Source organism: Halovulum sp. GXIMD14794, assembly GCF_054457455.1.
In genome coordinates, this window is the sequence record NZ_JBTLNF010000003.1 from 106,674 (window position 1) to 121,210 (window position 14,537).

Genomic DNA, 14,537 nt, shown 5'->3' on the forward strand with positions numbered 1-14,537 from the left:
GCGCGCACCACTGGCCGCCCATTCATACCGGAGACCATTATGATCGAGGAACCCTCGCAGCTCACCATCGTCCGTCCCGCCGCGCGGCGGCGGCCCACCCCGGCCCAGATCGCGGCCTTCGAGGGGCTTCCCACCGGCTTCATCGTGGACGCGATGGACGGACGCGGGGCGATGGACATGGCGATCAAGCCGCTGCCCGGCCTGCCGAACCGGCTGAGCGGTCCGGCGCTGACCTGCGACAACCGGCCCGGCGACGTGATGGCGCTGCTGGCCGCGCCCAGCCAGGCGCAGGCGGGGGATGTCATCGTGAATGCCGTCGTCGGCTGGCAGGGCTGCGCCGCGCTGGGCGACCGGATCTGCGGGATGGCGCGCAATGCGGGCGCTGCCGGGATCGTCACCGATGGCCCGGCGCGCGATCTTGCCGGGATCCAGGCGGCGGGCCTGCCGATCTTCTGCACCGGGCTGACGCCGAACTCGCCAGTGACCAGCGGGCCGGGCGCTATCGGCCTGCCGATCCTGGTGGGCGGTTTGCACGTTGAAACAGGCGACATGATCGTCGCCGACGAGGACGGCGTGGTCGTCATACCCTTCGCCCGGCTGGACGCTGTGCTGGCGCGGGTGGCACAGGTGAAGGCGCTCGAAGAGGCGCTGGATGCGCGCGTCGCGCAGGGCGAGACCTGCCTCGACCGGATGCGCGAATTGCTGGACGGTCCCGGCGTCACCTGGATCGACTGACGCCGAAACGGGGGGCGGGTCAGTCCGGGAAGCTGCGGCTGTCCTTGACCTGCTCCCAGGCCCAGACCACCTCGGCCAGCCGGTCCTCGTCGTCTCGCTTGCCGCCGTTCATGTCGGGGTGCAGCACCTTGACCAGTGCCTTGTAGGCAGCGCGCAGTTCCGACTTGGTCGCGGTGTCCGAGACCTCGAGGATCGTGATCGCCTTGCGCTCTGCCGGAGGCAGGCGGCGCTGGGGCCGGGTCTCGGCATGGGCCGCGCCGTTCTGCGTGCCCTTGTCGCCCAGCACCTCGAACGGATCGTCAACGCCCAGCCGCTGCCAGGCGCGGCCCTCGGGATGGCCCTCGACGCCGTTCTTGAAGGGCTTGGTCGGCCGTTCCCACACCTTGTCGGCGGCGAACTGGCGCTCCAGCTCGGCCTCGGAGTGGTTTTCGAAGAAGTTCCATTTCAGATTGTACTCGCGGACATGCTGGAGGCAGAACCAGTGGAACTCCTCCAGGTTGTCGGGAGACTTCGGCGCCCGGTACTTGCCCGCGTTCTCGCAGCCCGGATGCTCGCATTTCTTGGCCGAGGACTCGACCGCCCCCGACATGCCCCGCGCACGCTGGCGGCGGCGCTTGTCCGCGCTCACCGAGATATCGAAATCGAAGGGGGACTTGCCTGTCCTGGGAGCCATCCTGTTTCCTCCTTCCCGAGTCGGAGCCGAGAGTTTAAAGGTTCTGGAGCCCGCGCCAAGGGCACATCTCCGAACAAATGGGGCGGCCATGAATACCGCGGAAATCATTGAGAAAAAGCTGCGCGACGCGTTTCAGCCCGCAAAGCTCGAGGTTATCGACGAGAGCGAGGCGCATCGCGGCCACGCCGGCTATCGCGAGGGCGGCGGCACCCATTTCAAGGTGGTGATCGCCGCGGCCGCCTTCAACGGCGAGGGCCGGGTACAGCGGCAGCGGGCGATCCACAAGGTGCTGGCCGAGGAACTCGCCGGCCCGGTCCACGCCCTGTCGCTGCAGGTCGAGGACGCCTGAGGCTCAGTCCTCCCGCTCGCCCGGGGTGAGCCGCATCGCGCTGAGCGGCGGCTCGCTGCGGGCCGGGCGTGAGAAGCGCTGCTCCTTCGACTCGGATCGGGGCGCCTCGGCCTCGTCGTCTTCCTCGTATTCGGCGGGCCGGGGCGCGGCGCGGCGGACCGGGGCCGGTTCGGACGCCACGCCCGAGATTGCACGGCGAAACACCAGTACGGTCTGGTAGACCTCGGTGGCGTTCGACAGCATGCCCTTCTTCTCTTCGGCGGGCAGGGTGTCGGCGCGCAGGTATTCCCAACCCTCACGGGCTTCGGCGTTCATCAGCTCGCTCAGCATGAACGCGAAGCGGTCCGCGTTGGTCTTGGCGCCCTTGGCGCGCTTGGCGCGGCGCGGGGCGGCCACGACCTTGTATTCATAGTGCTGCATCAGGGCCTCCGATCGGGGTGCCGACGGACACTATACGATCCGCCCGCCCGGGGGGAAGGGGGCATGGGCCGATGGGCGGAGAACACCCGGTTTCAGCCTGAAAATTCGGGATTTCATCGTGAAAACCCACTTAACCTCATGAAATATAGAGTGAAAAGAGTATGAAAACTTCGTAAATGCCCGCGCGCCCACTGTCGGAAGGGCGCGGCGCTCCGCTTTCTTCATCCGCAAAATACTTCCGCCGGAGGCGTCCGGCGCCTACATGGCGCGGATCGTCCGAACCCGGAGCGCGACAGAAAATCGAAGGCCCAAAATGGAAACCGGCCCGCTGTGCGCAGGCCGGTCATGTCGTCTCCCCAGACTTGGGCGGTGGCCCTTTTTTCGCCCCGTGATCCCGACGCGATCTGCGAATCTTTCAATTCTGTCGCGTCATTCTGTCACCGGGCGGGTGATTGAAAGCACTTTCTTGCCGATATTGCAAATCGAATATTCCACCTCGCATTGCTCAGCGTGCCGCCGGTCCGCGCATTCCATTGCACAAGCCCCTGCCTTGGCCTAACAGGGCAGGCAAGTTTGCAAGCCCTCGGAGTCCGCATGCGCCTGTCCCGTTACTTCCTGCCCATCCTGAAAGAGACGCCCTCGGAGGCGCAGATCGTCTCGCACCGGCTGATGCTGCGCGCCGGCATGATCCGCCAGGCCAGCGCCGGGATCTATTCCTGGCTGCCGATGGGCTTCAAGGTGCTGCGGCGGCTGGAGCAGATCGTGCACGAAGAACAGCAGCGCGCGGGCCATATCCCGATGCTGATGCCCACGATCCAGTCCGCCGAGCTGTGGCAGGAGAGCGGACGCTACAATGCCTACGGCCCCGAGATGCTGCGCATCCGCGACCGGCACGACCGCGACATGCTCTACGGTCCGACCAACGAGGAACTGATCACCGACATCTTCCGGTCGAGCGTGAAATCCTACCGTGACCTGCCGCTGACGCTGTACCACATCCAGTGGAAGTTCCGGGACGAGATCCGGCCCCGGTTCGGCGTGATGCGCGGCCGCGAGTTCCTTATGAAGGACGGCTACAACTTCGATCTGACGATGGAAGATGCGCTGCACGCCTACAACCGGCATTTCGTCAGTTACCTGCGCACCTACGAGCGCATGGGCCTGAAGGCGATCCCGATGCGCGCCGACACCGGGCCGATCGGCGGCGATTACAGCCACGAGTTCCTTGTGCTGGCCGACACCGGCGAGTCGGAGGTGTTCTATGACAGCAAGGTCACCGATTTCGAGTTCGGCGACCGCGCCATCGACTTCGACGACCGCGCCGCGCTGCAGGGCATCTACGACGAGTGGACGAGCCTTTACGCCCGCACCGACGAAACCCATGACGATGCGATCTACGCGGAGGTTCCCGAAGAGCGCCGCCGCAAGGCGCGCGGGATCGAGGTCGGGCAGATCTTCTATTTCGGCACCAAGTATTCCGAGCCGATGGGCGCGAACGTGCAGGGCCCGGACGGGCAGAGCGTCCCAGTCCACATGGGCAGCCACGGCATCGGCGTCAGCCGCCTTGTCGGCGCGCTGATCGAGGCGAACCACGACGAGCACGGCATCATCTGGCCGGCCTCGGTCGCGCCGTTCAAGGTCGGGATCGTGAACCTCAAGCAGGGCGATACCGACGCGGATGCGGCCTGCGAGAAGCTTTATGCCGAACTGACAGCGAAGGGGCTGGATCCGCTCTATGACGACCGCGAGGAGCGCGCGGGCGCCAAGTTCGCCAGCATGGACCTGATCGGTTGCCCCTGGCGGATCACCGTGGGCCCGCGCGGGCTGAAGAACGGCGTGGTCGAACTGACCTGCCGCCGCACCGGCGAAAGCGAGGAGCTGAGCCCCGAAGCGGCGCTCGACGCCTGCGCGCAGCGCTTGGCAGGCGCGATCTGACGCGATGAGCGCACGCCCGTTCTCGGCCTACGAGCGCATGATCGCATGGCGCTACCTGCGTGCCCGCCGGCGCGAGGGTGGTGTCAGCGTCATGTCGATCATCAGCCTGGTCGGCGTCTCGCTGGCGGTCTTCGCGCTGATCGCGACGCTGGCGGTGCGCTCGGGCTTCCGCACCGAGTTCGTCGACACGATCATTGGGGCCAATGCCCACGTCACCCTGCGCGCGGCACCGACCTACGACGAGCACGGGCTGGTGAGCGACACGATCCAGGACTTCGACAGGCTGGCCGAGGTGGCGGGACAGGTGCCGGGTGTGACCCGCGCCGCGCCGATGATCACCGCACAGGTCATGGCCTCGGCCAACGGGCGCAACAGCGGGGTCGAGGTCTATGGCGAGACGCTGGAGGATCTGAAGACGATCCCGCTGGTCTCGACGCCCGAAGTCGCGCAGGGCGATCTGGAACGCTATGACGAGGGCATCGCCATCGGCTCGGGCATCGCGCGCGAACTGCGCCTCGGCGTCGGCGACGTGCTGCGGCTGATCTCGCCCGACGGGGTGAAGGGGCCGTTCGGCACCACGCCGCGGATCGTCGACTACGAGGTGGTCTACATCTTCCAGGTGGGGCGCTACGACATCGACCGGACCCGGATCTACATGCCCTTCGAGGAAGCGCAGAGCTTCTTCAACCGCGAGGGCGTTGCCGACGGGATCGAGATCATGGTCGCCGACCCCGAGGGCGTGAACGCCATCATCCCCTCGCTGATCGAGGCGACCGGTCCCGAAGTTTATGCCTTCACCTGGCGCGACCAGTGGCAGAGCTTCCTGCGGGCGCTCGAGATGGAGGACAACATCATGTTCATCATCCTCTCGATCCTGGTGATGGTCGCCTCGCTGAACATCGTCTCGGGGCTGATCATGCTGGTGAAGAACAAGGGCCGCGACGTGGGCATCCTGCGCACCATGGGCCTGAGCGAGGGCGCGGTGCTGCGGATCTTCTTCATGTGCGGCGCGTCGATCGGCGTGGCGGGCACGGTGATCGGGGTGATCCTCGGATGCCTCTTCGCGATCTACATCGACCCGATCTTCAACGCGGTGAACTGGATCCTCGGCGGCGGAGCCTGGGACCCGTCGGTGCGCTACCTGTCCAAGCTGCCGGCCGAGCTGCGCTGGGAGGATGTCGCCAAGGCCGTCGCCCTGTCGCTGGGTCTGTCCTTCGGCGTGACCTATTTCCCGGCCCGCCGCGCCGCGCGTCTGAACCCGGTCGAGGCCTTGCGCTATGAGTGAGCCCGCGCTGATCCTGGAGGGCATTCGGAAGGCCTACAATCCCGGCAAGCGGAACGAGATCCGGGTGCTCGACGGCGCCTCGGCGCGGATCGAGGCCGGGGAGGTCGTGGGCCTTCTGGCGCCCTCGGGCGCGGGCAAGTCGACGCTGCTGCATATCGCGGGGCTGCTGGAGACGGCGGACGCGGGCGAGGTCCGGATCGCCGGGCAGGACGCCAGCGGCGGCGGTGACCGGCTGCGCACGCGGCTGCGGCGCGACCGGATCGGCTTCATCTACCAGTTCCACCACCTGCTGCCCGAATTCTCGGCCAGCGAAAACGTCGAGTTGCCGCAGTTGGCGGCGGGGCAGGGCGCAGGTGCAGCCCGCGCTCGGGCCGAGGAACTGCTGGGCCGCGTCGGGCTGGAGGGTCGGCTGGACCACCGTCCGGGCGAGCTTTCGGGCGGCGAGCAGCAACGCGTGGCCTTCTGCCGGGCGCTGGCGAACGGGCCGAAGCTGCTTTTGGCGGATGAGCCGACCGGGAACCTGGACCCGGACACCTCGGACCGGGTGTTCGCGGCAATGCTGGACGTGGTGCGCGAGACCGGGTTGGGCGCGCTCATCGCGACGCACAACCACGAGCTGGCGCACCGGATGGACCGGGTGCTGCGGCTGGATCACGGGCAGCTGGTCGCGGCCTGAGGGCCGCACTCCGGGGGCCCCAGGGCCAGACTTCTCAGATATCGCAGATGTTCTGCAGCGCGACCCAGTCGGCGTCGCGTGGCAGGACGGGTGTGGCCTCGACCGCCGGGGCTTCGGGCAGCGCGGCCTCGGGGTAGCGGGCCGCGATATCGCGCAGGAAGGGCTGCGGGTCGATCGTGGCAGCGGCGAGCGCTGCGAGCGCGGCCGAGAGTGCTTCGGGCGGGGGCGCGCCATTTGCCTCGCGGGTGAGGCGGACCATCTCGCTAATATCGGCCCGCTCGACCGTGCCGCTGGTCAGGAAATCGAGCGCTTCGGCCGCGTTCATGTCATCCGCCCACAATTTCAGCGATGAGGCAGCCCGGCCACGGGCGTTCGCGAGGGCGAGCCAGCCGGCGACGGTCTCGGCCGAGGACGTGCGTTCCACCAGGCGGCGGGACAGGAGCACGCTGCCGTCGGCCAGGGTGACTGCCGGCGGGACCGAGGCGTTGGGCACGGAACTCGGCGCGCTGTCCCAGACGACGACTTCCGCGCGAGCGCCCGGAGCGGCGCGTTGAATCAGGCGGCGCAGGCTGCGGCGGCCCTCGGGCGTGGCGCAGACCGGCAGGTTCAGTTCGGCGCGCACACGGTTCGAGATCACCTCGGCCTGTTCGGGGGTCACCAGCGTGTAGGCGCGGGTGCGCAACGCGTCGGGGCCGAGGAGCGCAGCGGCGCCAAGCGCCAGAACGGCGAGCGAGGGTACGACCAGCCTACGGAGCCGCCTGGGGCTCTGAACCGCGCGGGGGCGGACGCGGGCCATCTGGCTGACCTCGGCGATGGCCTCGATCATGTCGGGATCGCGGACCTCGAGTACCTCGTCAGTGCCGGCGTCGGGCGCGTAGACGGCCAGTCCGTCCTCGTGGACGATGCGTTCGGTGGCGGCAAGCGACCAGTGCGTCAGCGGTTCCTCGTCGAAGGAGGACAGCACCAGTGTCGCATTGCCGAACGAGATCAGCACCTCGCGCCAGGCATCGCCCGGGGCCTCGCGCCAGCGGCCCGCCGCTTCCAGCCGGATGTATTTTTCGAGCGCCGTCAAAGCGGGATCGGTCCTGTCCCTTGGGGATGCCCGGCGGGTCGCATGCCGGACCTCACTTATAGGGTGCCGACGGGCGCGGGCTCAAGCCTTCGCACGCACCGGTTCGGCAGGATTTTCGGTGTTTATCCGGGCGCGCTTGACCGGTTCCGGGGGCGCTGCTATCGCCACGGCATGAAACAGGCAGATGTAGCGGGCGGGCCGATCCAGGCCTTGGTGCGGAGCCACGGCACGCGGGCTTTGGCGAACCGGCATATCCATGTTTCTCCGGAGTTCCGGTTCATCTATTTCTCGAACCCGAAGGTCGCCTGTTCCTCGACCAAGGCAACGCTGAACCTGGCGGTTGCGGAGCGTCAGGGCATCCCGCTGAAGATCACCTCGATGGAAGAGGTGCACAGCCGGGGCCACAACCCGCTGCTGACGCCGCGCAAGATGGGCTGGAAGCAGTTCGGGAAGATGTTGGAGGATCCGGAGGTGTTTCGCTTCACCTTCGTGCGCGATCCGCTGAAGCGCTTCGTTTCGGCCTATCGCAGCAAGCTGGATGCCAACAAGCGCGGCTCAGGTCAGACCCAACGGCTGTTCGCGCATATGGGCTGGCCCAAGGACTATCCGCTTACGTTGGCTGAGTTCGCGGGTCTGGTCCGCACCGAACCGGAAGTGCTTGATCTCGATCCACACTGGCGGCCGCAGCGGCGGCAGATTGGCTTTGACGCTGTGGATTTCGATTTCATCGGCGATCATGCCGCGTTCGATCGGGATTTCGGTCTAGTCGCTCAGCGCATTTTTGGTGGTCCGCTGGAGGTCTTCGACACGCGAAAGGCTTTCGAGCGATACACCCGTGTCCCGCACGAAACCGAGGTCACCGACGAGATCCGCAAGGCAGTGGCCGAAGCCTATGCCGAGGATTACGCCATGCTGGACGAGATCCGGGACCGGGGTCTCGGTCAGCTCGCCGCCTGAATGCTGTTTCGCCGCAAGGCCGAGGGGCGCTCGCCCGCCTTCCGCGCTTTGGTCGAGAGTTATGGCGACCGGCGGCGGATGGATTTCAACATCCACATCTGCCCGGACCGCAGCTTTCTCTATTTCAACAGCCCCAAGGTCGTGTGTTCGACCACCAAGGCCAGCCTGAACAGCGCCATTGCGGCGCGGCAGGGGCGGGCGCTGGAGCTCGGCTCGATGGACGATGTGCATGATCGGGCGCTGAACCCGATGCTGACGCCCAAGGAGGTTGGCTATCCGGTGTTCGACGCGATGCTCGCCGACCCGGCGGTGTTGCGCTTCAGTTTCGTGCGCGATCCGGTGACGCGGTTCTGCTCGGCCTGGCGGTCGAAGCTGCAGCCGCGCAGCCGGGGCACGGGGCCGGGGGCGAAACTGTTCGCGGCGATGGGCTGGGATGCGGCGCAGGTTCCGACGATCGAGGAGTTCGCCGCCGAAGCAAAGCGCAATTCGGAGGTACGGGATTTCGATCCGCACTGGCGGCTGCAGCGGCGGCAGATCGGGTTCGACGTGGTGGACTATGATTTCATCGGCCACCAGGAAAGCTGGGCCGAGGATTTCGCCGCGCTGACCACGCGGCTCTGGGGTGCGCCTGCGCCGGTTTTCGACACACGCGCGCGGTTTCACAAGTTCAAGAAGTCTCGCACCCATGTCGACGAGGTCGGCCCCGCCCTGCGCCGGGACATCGAAGCCGCCTATGCCGAGGATTTCGAGATGCTCGAGCAGATCCGCGCGCGGGGGCTCGACACGCTGGTCTAGGCGGGTTGGTCTAGGCGGGTTGGGGCGTGACGTCCCGTTCCAGCGCCGGGTAGCGAATGAACAGGGTGATCCCGCGCGCCACGTTCAGCACCATCAGCGCGGCCCAGAGCCCGTGGTTGCCGAAGGCGGGCAACAGAATCGCCAGCGCCACGCCGTAGATCAGCACCGAGACCAGCATGGCGTTGCGCATCTGCCGCGTGCGGGTGGCGCCGATGAAGATGCCGTCGAGCATCCAGGCGGCGGCCCCGGCGACCGGGGCCAGCGCGACCCAGGGCAGATAGATGCGGGCGGCTTGCTGCACCTCGGGGGCCTTGGCCATCGTGTCGATCAGCCACGGCCCCGCCAGCCAGAACCCCAGACCCAGCGGGATCGCCAGTCCGCAGCCCCAGATCGAGGCCATTACCGCCGAGCGGCGCAGCAGGGCCCGGTCGCGCGCGCCGAGCGCCGCGCCGACCAGCGCCTCGGCCGAGAAGGCGAAACCGTCCATCGCGAAGGCGGTGATCTGCAGGAACTGAACCAGCACCTGGTTGGCGGCGAGGGTGACGTCTCCGAGGTCCGCGCCGAGGAACAGGAAGGCGACGAAGGTGATCTGAAGCAGGACCGAGCGGATCAGGATGTCGCCGTTCACGCGGGCCATGCGGGCGATGCGTTCGCGGTCGAAGACCCGCGCCCAGTCGCGCCACTGGTCCCCGGCGAAGGCCGAGCCGCAGAGCCAGAGACCGAGTCCGAGCGCGGTCCATTCTGCGATGACCGTGGCGACGGCAACGCCGCCAACGCCAAGGCCAAGGCCAAGGACGAACCACAGGTCCAGCACGATGTTCAGCCCGTTCATCCAGACCTGGAGGATCAGCACCGCGCGGGTTCGCTCCATCGCGATCAGCCAGCCGTTGATGGCGAAGATGGCGATGGCGGCGGGTGCGCCCCAGACACGGATCGAAAGGTAGGTGCGGGTCAGGTCCTCGACCTCGGGTGAGGCGGGGGCGACGGCGAAGGCGGCCAGGAACAGCGGCCATTGCAGCAGGATGAACAGCAGGCCGCCCGCGCCGCCGATCAGCAGGGCGCGCATCAGCAGCGCGCCGGTCTCGGCCACCTCGCCCGCGCCGCGGGCCTGCGCGACGAGGCCGGTCGTGCCCATACGCAGGAAGCTGTAGATCCAGTAGAACATCGAGATGATCACCGCGCCGAGGCCGATGGCGCCGATCGGCGCGGCCTCGCCCAACTGGCCGACGACGCCGGTATCGACCGCGCCGAGGATCGGCACGGTGGCGTTCGACAGAACGATGGGCACGGCGATCTTGAGGATGCGCCGGTTGGTGATCGGCTCAGCGCTCATCGGGCGGCGGCATCAGGAAGTGGCCGGTGGCCTGGGCGAACAGCCGGTCGCGGTTGTCCTGCCAGGCCTCGACATGGACGCTGGCATAGCGCCGGCCCGAGCGGTTGATCCGCGCCCGCGCGTAGGCGTCGCGCGGCAGGCCCGAGCGCAGGTAGTCCACGGTGAAGTCGATGGTCTTGGGCATCGGCGGGAACTGGCACTGGTCGATGGCGGCCGCGCCTTCGGGGCCGCTCTCCATCTTGTCCCAGACCATGGACCATTCGAGTTCCACCACTGCGGCGATTTCGAGGAACGCGCCCACCGCGCCGCCGTGCAGGGCGGGCAGGAGCGGGTTACCAATCAACCGGTCGGAGTAGCCGAGGATCGCGGTCAGCTCGTCGCCCTTGCGCTCGAAGCTGATGCCGAGATGGCGGATGTAGGGCACGGCCTGCACCATGCGGTCGAGCGCGTTCTGGCGGCGCTCTTTCACGACCTGGACGGGTTCGGGGCGGGGACGGGGCATCAGGCGGGCGCTTTCGGGGGTTGGCCGGGCTCGACGGTGAACGCGCCGTTGGCGGCGGCGACGGGCTTGTCTGGGCTGTCGGTCCAGGCGGTGGCGCGGACGAAGGCGACCGAGCGGGTGATGCGGTAGCAGTCGGCGCGGGCGGTCACGGTCTTTCCGGGGGTCGCGGGGCGCATGTAATCGATGCGCAGGTCGAGCGTCGCGGTGCCGCCGGGCGCGGTCGGATGCGCCATCACGGCAGTCCCGGCGCAGGTGTCGAGCAGCGCCGTGATGACCCCGCCGGCAAGCACGCCGGTGCCGGGATCGCCCACGAAGCGCTCGTCATAGCCGACAGTCATCACTGCAAAGCCGTCGCCGACCTCGGACACCTCCATGCCCAGGTCCGCCGCGTGCGGCAGGGCGGCGACGAACTGGCGGGCGATGCGGGTCTTTTCCTCGGGCGTCATGCGACCCGCTTAGCACGCGTCCGAAGCAGGCAAAACGGGAATCAGCAGCGGTACGCGAGGGCGCGGTTGACGTGGCAAGTTGTTGACGTGCGGGTAAACTTTTTTGTTGCTCCTGACGCGAACGTAAACTTATAATCGGGTCAGTTAACAAGAACATGGGAGGAGCCGTCACATGAATGACGAGCTTTGGACCATCGGCCGTATGTGCGAGGTGTTCGAAGTCACCCCGCGGACCCTGAGGTTCTACGAGTCGAAGGAACTGCTTGCCCCCATCCGCGAGGGCCAGAAACGCCTGTTCACGCGCAGCGACCGCGCGCGCCTGAAGTTGATCCTTCAGGGCAAACGCTTCGGTTACTCCCTCGAGGAGATCCGGCAGCTGCTGAACCTCTATTACATCGGCGACCAGCAGGTGACGCAGATCTCGCGCACCTACGAGCTGGGGCAGAAGCACCTCGCAGCGATGGTCGCAAAGCGCGACGAGCTGAACGAGGCGATCGCCGAGTTCGAGGAGAAGCTGCGCTGGGGCGAGCAGGTGCTGGCCTCGAAGGGCGTCAAGAAAGCCGCCGAGTAAGCGGCACTACCTCCGGTAACTGAGCTACCTGCGGCCGACATCCCGATCGGCCGCCCGAATCCTTGCGACCTGAAGGGAGAGGAAATGCCCATCTACAACGCCCCGACAAAGGACATGTCCTTCGTTCTGCACGATCTTCTGGGCGTGCACGACAGCGACATCCCCGGCTACTCCGAGCTGGATCGGGACTTCACCGGCGCGATCCTGGAAGAGGCGGGCAAGATCGCCCGTGACGTCCTTGCGCCGATCAATGCCGCCGGCGACGCGCAGGGCTGCACGCTGGAAAACGGTGTCGTTCGCACGCCCGAGGGCTTCAAGGCGGCCTTCGACACGGTTCGCGAAGGCGGCTGGACCGGTCTCGACTGCGATCCCGAGTATGGCGGCCAGGGCATGCCGCACGTGCTGGCGACCGCCGTCGGCGAGACCCAGGTCGCGGCCAACATGGCGCTGAACATGTACTGGGGCCTGACCCATGGTGCCTATTCGGCGATCCACGCGCACGGCACGGATCAGCAGAAGCAGACCTATCTGCCGAAGCTGGTCTCGGGCGAGTGGACCGGCACGATGAACCTGACCGAGCCGCATTGCGGCACCGATCTTGGCCTGTTGCGCACCAAGGCCGAGCCGCAGGACGACGGCAGCTTCAGGATCAGCGGCCAGAAGATCTTCATCTCGGCCGGCGAGCACGACATGGCCGAGAACATCATCCACCTGGTGCTGGCCAAGATCCCCGGCGGCCCCGATGGCGTGAAGGGCATCAGCCTGTTCATCGTGCCGAAGTTCATGGTGAACGAGGACGGCAGCCTTGGCGCGCGCAACGGCGTGAGCTGCGGCAAGATCGAAGAGAAGATGGGCATCCACGGCAACGCCACCTGCGTGATGAACTACGATGGGGCGGTGGGCTATCTGATCGGGCAGGAGCACAAGGGCCTGCGCGCCATGTTCACGATGATGAACGAGGCCCGTCTGGGCGTCGGCCTTCAGGGTCTGGCGCAAGCGGATGCCGCCTATCAGAACGCACTGGCCTATGCCAAGGACCGGCTGCAGGGCCGTGACGTGACCGGCGCGAAGAACCCGGACGGCCCCGCCGATCCGCTGATCGTGCACCCGGACGTGCGCCGGATGCTGATGGACCAGAAAAGCTTCGTCGAGGGCGGCCGCGCCTTCGTTCTATGGGGCGCAACGCTGATCGACCGCTCGCACCGGATGGAGGATGCCGACGCCGAAGGGCTGATCAGCCTGCTGACGCCGGTCATCAAGGGCTTCCTGACCGACAAGGGGTTCGAGGCCGCGGTGCAGGCGCAGCAGGTCTATGGCGGTCACGGCTACATCGAGGAATGGGGCATGTCGCAGTTCGCCCGCGACGCCCGTATCGCGATGATCTACGAGGGTGCGAACGGCGTGCAGGCGCTGGACCTCGTGGGCCGCAAGCTGGGCGCCGACGGGGGCAAGCATGTCATGGCCTTCTTCGAGCTGGTGAAGTCGTTCATCAAGGAGAACGAGGCCGATGAGACGCTGAAGGCCGGGTTCCTTGATCCCCTCAAGCAGGCGTCGAAGGATCTGCAGGCGGCGGGCATGTTTTTCATGCAGAACGGCATGAAGAACCCGAACGCGGCACTGTCTGGCTCGACCGATTTCATGCACCTGTTCGGTCATGTCTGCCTCGGCCTGATGTGGGCGAAGATGGCCAAGGCCGCGATGGCGGCGCTTGAGGGCGGCGCCGGCGACCGGGACTTCCTGGACGCCAAAATCGCCACCGGGCGCTACTACATGGCACGCCAGCTGCCCGCGACGGGGATGCACCTGAAGCGGATCGAAAGCGGCGCCGAGCCGGTCATGGCCCTGGACGCCGAGGCGTTCTAAGCCGGGTACGAAGGCGGCCGGCTACCGCGCATTCGCGGGCGGGGCCGGCCAGTCTTCGGGGAAAGCCGAACGCAGGCCGTCGAAATGGGCATCGCGGACATGAAGGCAGTTTGTAACATGGTGGTCGTAGGTGCAGGGAATGAATGCCCTGTCTATTCCCATTCGGACATCCCTCCGCCCCGTCGGTCCCGGCGATGCGATTGCGCTATTGATGTCGAAGTAGCGGCAGCCGTGGTTATCGGCGAGTTGCCGAACGCGGCGATTGAACTGCAGCGCCATCGCATTCTGCGCCGCCTCTCCAAGATAACAATCCTGAAGGAGCTTCGAAATTTCCCGCTGTTTGACCTTATTTTCCGTGTCAGTCGCGATGCGCGAGATGTATTTTGCCGCGAAGGCTCTGTTCTCGAGCGTTGTGAGGTTCACGCCCTTAAGCGCCAAGCGGGAAACCGGATAGTCGAGTTCTTTCAGGAAGGCGTCGTAGATGCTGATAAGGTTGTCGACGAAGGCTTCGGGCGAAATGTCTTCGGCTTTCACTGTGCGACGATAGTAAAAGCCAAGCTCAAGATCGACCTGGCCGATAGCGAGAACGATCCGATTAGCGAATCTGGATGCTTGTTCGACTTGGTCACGGACCCGAAGCGAACTGAAGCGGGAGCGAAATCCTACGAGCGATGCGCCTGGAATGGTACGCCCAGCGACTATCACGTTTCGGTTCTCAGGCTTCAGTCGTTTCTGGAGAAAAGGTGGAATACGATAATATTGCGAGTGCGAGCAACCGAAGACGTGTGCAAAGATTTGTGCTTTGGGAACCTTGCGCAAAAGTATGGGATTACCCGCGCCTACAGATATTTTGGTTTCTTCGTGAGTATTTTCAGAGGTGCTTGCGCTGTTTTCCGTCTGGGTCTCGGACATGCTTGGTTTCCTG

The 14,537-nt window shown here is 66.3% G+C and carries 16 protein-coding genes; 9 read left to right on the plus strand and 7 right to left on the minus strand.

Annotated features, from left to right (window positions below):
* Positions 1 to 39 precede the first annotated feature (39 nt).
* The gene (locus ACW9UR_RS02885; protein WP_458915399.1) at positions 40 to 735 is read left to right on the plus strand and encodes an RraA family protein; all 696 of its coding nucleotides are present in this window, start codon (positions 40 to 42) and stop codon (positions 733 to 735) included.
* A gap of 19 nt (positions 736 to 754) precedes the next feature.
* Here ACW9UR_RS02885 and ACW9UR_RS02890 read toward each other — a convergent pair whose 3' ends face one another.
* Complete coding sequence (locus ACW9UR_RS02890) at positions 755 to 1,408, minus strand: J domain-containing protein (RefSeq protein ID WP_458915400.1); 654 nt, start codon at positions 1,406 to 1,408, stop codon at positions 755 to 757.
* 88 nt (positions 1,409 to 1,496) lie between these two features.
* Between ACW9UR_RS02890 and ACW9UR_RS02895 the strand changes: the two genes are divergently transcribed.
* Positions 1,497 to 1,757: a BolA family protein gene (locus ACW9UR_RS02895; RefSeq protein ID WP_458915401.1), complete on the plus strand. Its 261-nt coding sequence runs from the start codon at positions 1,497 to 1,499 to the stop codon at positions 1,755 to 1,757.
* Between the two features lie 3 nt (positions 1,758 to 1,760).
* Here the strand turns inward: ACW9UR_RS02895 and ACW9UR_RS02900 are convergent, their stop codons facing one another.
* The gene (locus tag ACW9UR_RS02900; RefSeq protein WP_458915402.1) at positions 1,761 to 2,177 is read right to left on the minus strand and encodes a DUF4177 domain-containing protein; all 417 of its coding nucleotides are present in this window, start codon (positions 2,175 to 2,177) and stop codon (positions 1,761 to 1,763) included.
* A 594-nt stretch (positions 2,178 to 2,771) separates the two neighbouring features.
* Between ACW9UR_RS02900 and proS the strand changes: the two genes are divergently transcribed.
* From proS to ACW9UR_RS02915, 3 genes are read left to right on the plus strand one after another with little or no spacing between them, the layout of a single operon-like run.
* The gene (proS, locus tag ACW9UR_RS02905) at positions 2,772 to 4,112 is read left to right on the plus strand and encodes a proline--tRNA ligase (RefSeq protein WP_458915403.1); all 1,341 of its coding nucleotides are present in this window, start codon (positions 2,772 to 2,774) and stop codon (positions 4,110 to 4,112) included.
* A gap of 4 nt (positions 4,113 to 4,116) precedes the next feature.
* Positions 4,117 to 5,397, plus strand: a complete 1,281-nt coding sequence (locus ACW9UR_RS02910) for a lipoprotein-releasing ABC transporter permease subunit (protein WP_458915404.1) — start codon at positions 4,117 to 4,119, stop codon at positions 5,395 to 5,397.
* Positions 5,390 to 6,073 carry an ABC transporter ATP-binding protein gene (locus tag ACW9UR_RS02915; RefSeq protein ID WP_458915405.1) on the plus strand — a complete coding sequence of 228 codons (684 nt, stop codon included), beginning with the start codon at positions 5,390 to 5,392 and terminating at the stop codon, positions 6,071 to 6,073. The genes ACW9UR_RS02910 and ACW9UR_RS02915 overlap by 8 nt, the downstream gene beginning before the upstream one ends.
* Positions 6,074 to 6,107: 34 nt before the next feature.
* Here the strand turns inward: ACW9UR_RS02915 and ACW9UR_RS02920 are convergent, their stop codons facing one another.
* Positions 6,108 to 7,145, minus strand: a complete 1,038-nt coding sequence (locus tag ACW9UR_RS02920) for a hypothetical protein (RefSeq protein WP_458915406.1) — start codon at positions 7,143 to 7,145, stop codon at positions 6,108 to 6,110.
* A 42-nt stretch (positions 7,146 to 7,187) separates the two neighbouring features.
* On the opposite strand from ACW9UR_RS02920, the gene ACW9UR_RS02925 reads away from it, so the two are divergent.
* Positions 7,188 to 8,102, plus strand: coding sequence for a sulfotransferase family 2 domain-containing protein (locus ACW9UR_RS02925; RefSeq protein WP_458915407.1), 915 nt, complete (start codon positions 7,188 to 7,190; stop codon positions 8,100 to 8,102).
* On the plus strand, positions 8,103 to 8,897 hold the full coding sequence (locus ACW9UR_RS02930; protein ID WP_458915408.1) for a sulfotransferase family 2 domain-containing protein: 795 nt from the start codon (positions 8,103 to 8,105) through the stop codon (positions 8,895 to 8,897).
* 10 nt (positions 8,898 to 8,907) lie between these two features.
* Here ACW9UR_RS02930 and ACW9UR_RS02935 read toward each other — a convergent pair whose 3' ends face one another.
* The 3 genes from ACW9UR_RS02935 to ACW9UR_RS02945 are packed head-to-tail and all read right to left on the minus strand — an operon-like array spanning position 8,908 to position 11,178.
* Positions 8,908 to 10,230 (minus strand): MATE family efflux transporter, encoded by a 1,323-nt coding sequence (locus tag ACW9UR_RS02935; RefSeq protein WP_458915409.1) that lies wholly within the window; start codon positions 10,228 to 10,230, stop codon positions 8,908 to 8,910.
* Positions 10,220 to 10,732, minus strand: a complete 513-nt coding sequence (locus ACW9UR_RS02940) for a PaaI family thioesterase (RefSeq protein WP_458915410.1) — start codon at positions 10,730 to 10,732, stop codon at positions 10,220 to 10,222. The genes ACW9UR_RS02935 and ACW9UR_RS02940 overlap by 11 nt, the downstream gene beginning before the upstream one ends.
* Positions 10,732 to 11,178, minus strand: a complete 447-nt coding sequence (locus ACW9UR_RS02945) for a PaaI family thioesterase (RefSeq protein ID WP_458915411.1) — start codon at positions 11,176 to 11,178, stop codon at positions 10,732 to 10,734. Before ACW9UR_RS02945 ends, ACW9UR_RS02940 begins: the two co-directional genes overlap by 1 nt.
* A gap of 172 nt (positions 11,179 to 11,350) precedes the next feature.
* Between ACW9UR_RS02945 and ACW9UR_RS02950 the strand changes: the two genes are divergently transcribed.
* Positions 11,351 to 11,749 (plus strand): MerR family transcriptional regulator, encoded by a 399-nt coding sequence (locus ACW9UR_RS02950; RefSeq protein WP_458915412.1) that lies wholly within the window; start codon positions 11,351 to 11,353, stop codon positions 11,747 to 11,749.
* An 84-nt stretch (positions 11,750 to 11,833) separates the two neighbouring features.
* Positions 11,834 to 13,612 carry an acyl-CoA dehydrogenase C-terminal domain-containing protein gene (locus ACW9UR_RS02955; protein WP_458915413.1) on the plus strand — a complete coding sequence of 593 codons (1,779 nt, stop codon included), beginning with the start codon at positions 11,834 to 11,836 and terminating at the stop codon, positions 13,610 to 13,612.
* A 21-nt stretch (positions 13,613 to 13,633) separates the two neighbouring features.
* Here the strand turns inward: ACW9UR_RS02955 and ACW9UR_RS02960 are convergent, their stop codons facing one another.
* Positions 13,634 to 14,524, minus strand: a complete 891-nt coding sequence (locus ACW9UR_RS02960; protein WP_458915414.1) for a hypothetical protein — start codon at positions 14,522 to 14,524, stop codon at positions 13,634 to 13,636.
* Between the last annotated feature and the right edge of the window lie 13 nt (positions 14,525 to 14,537).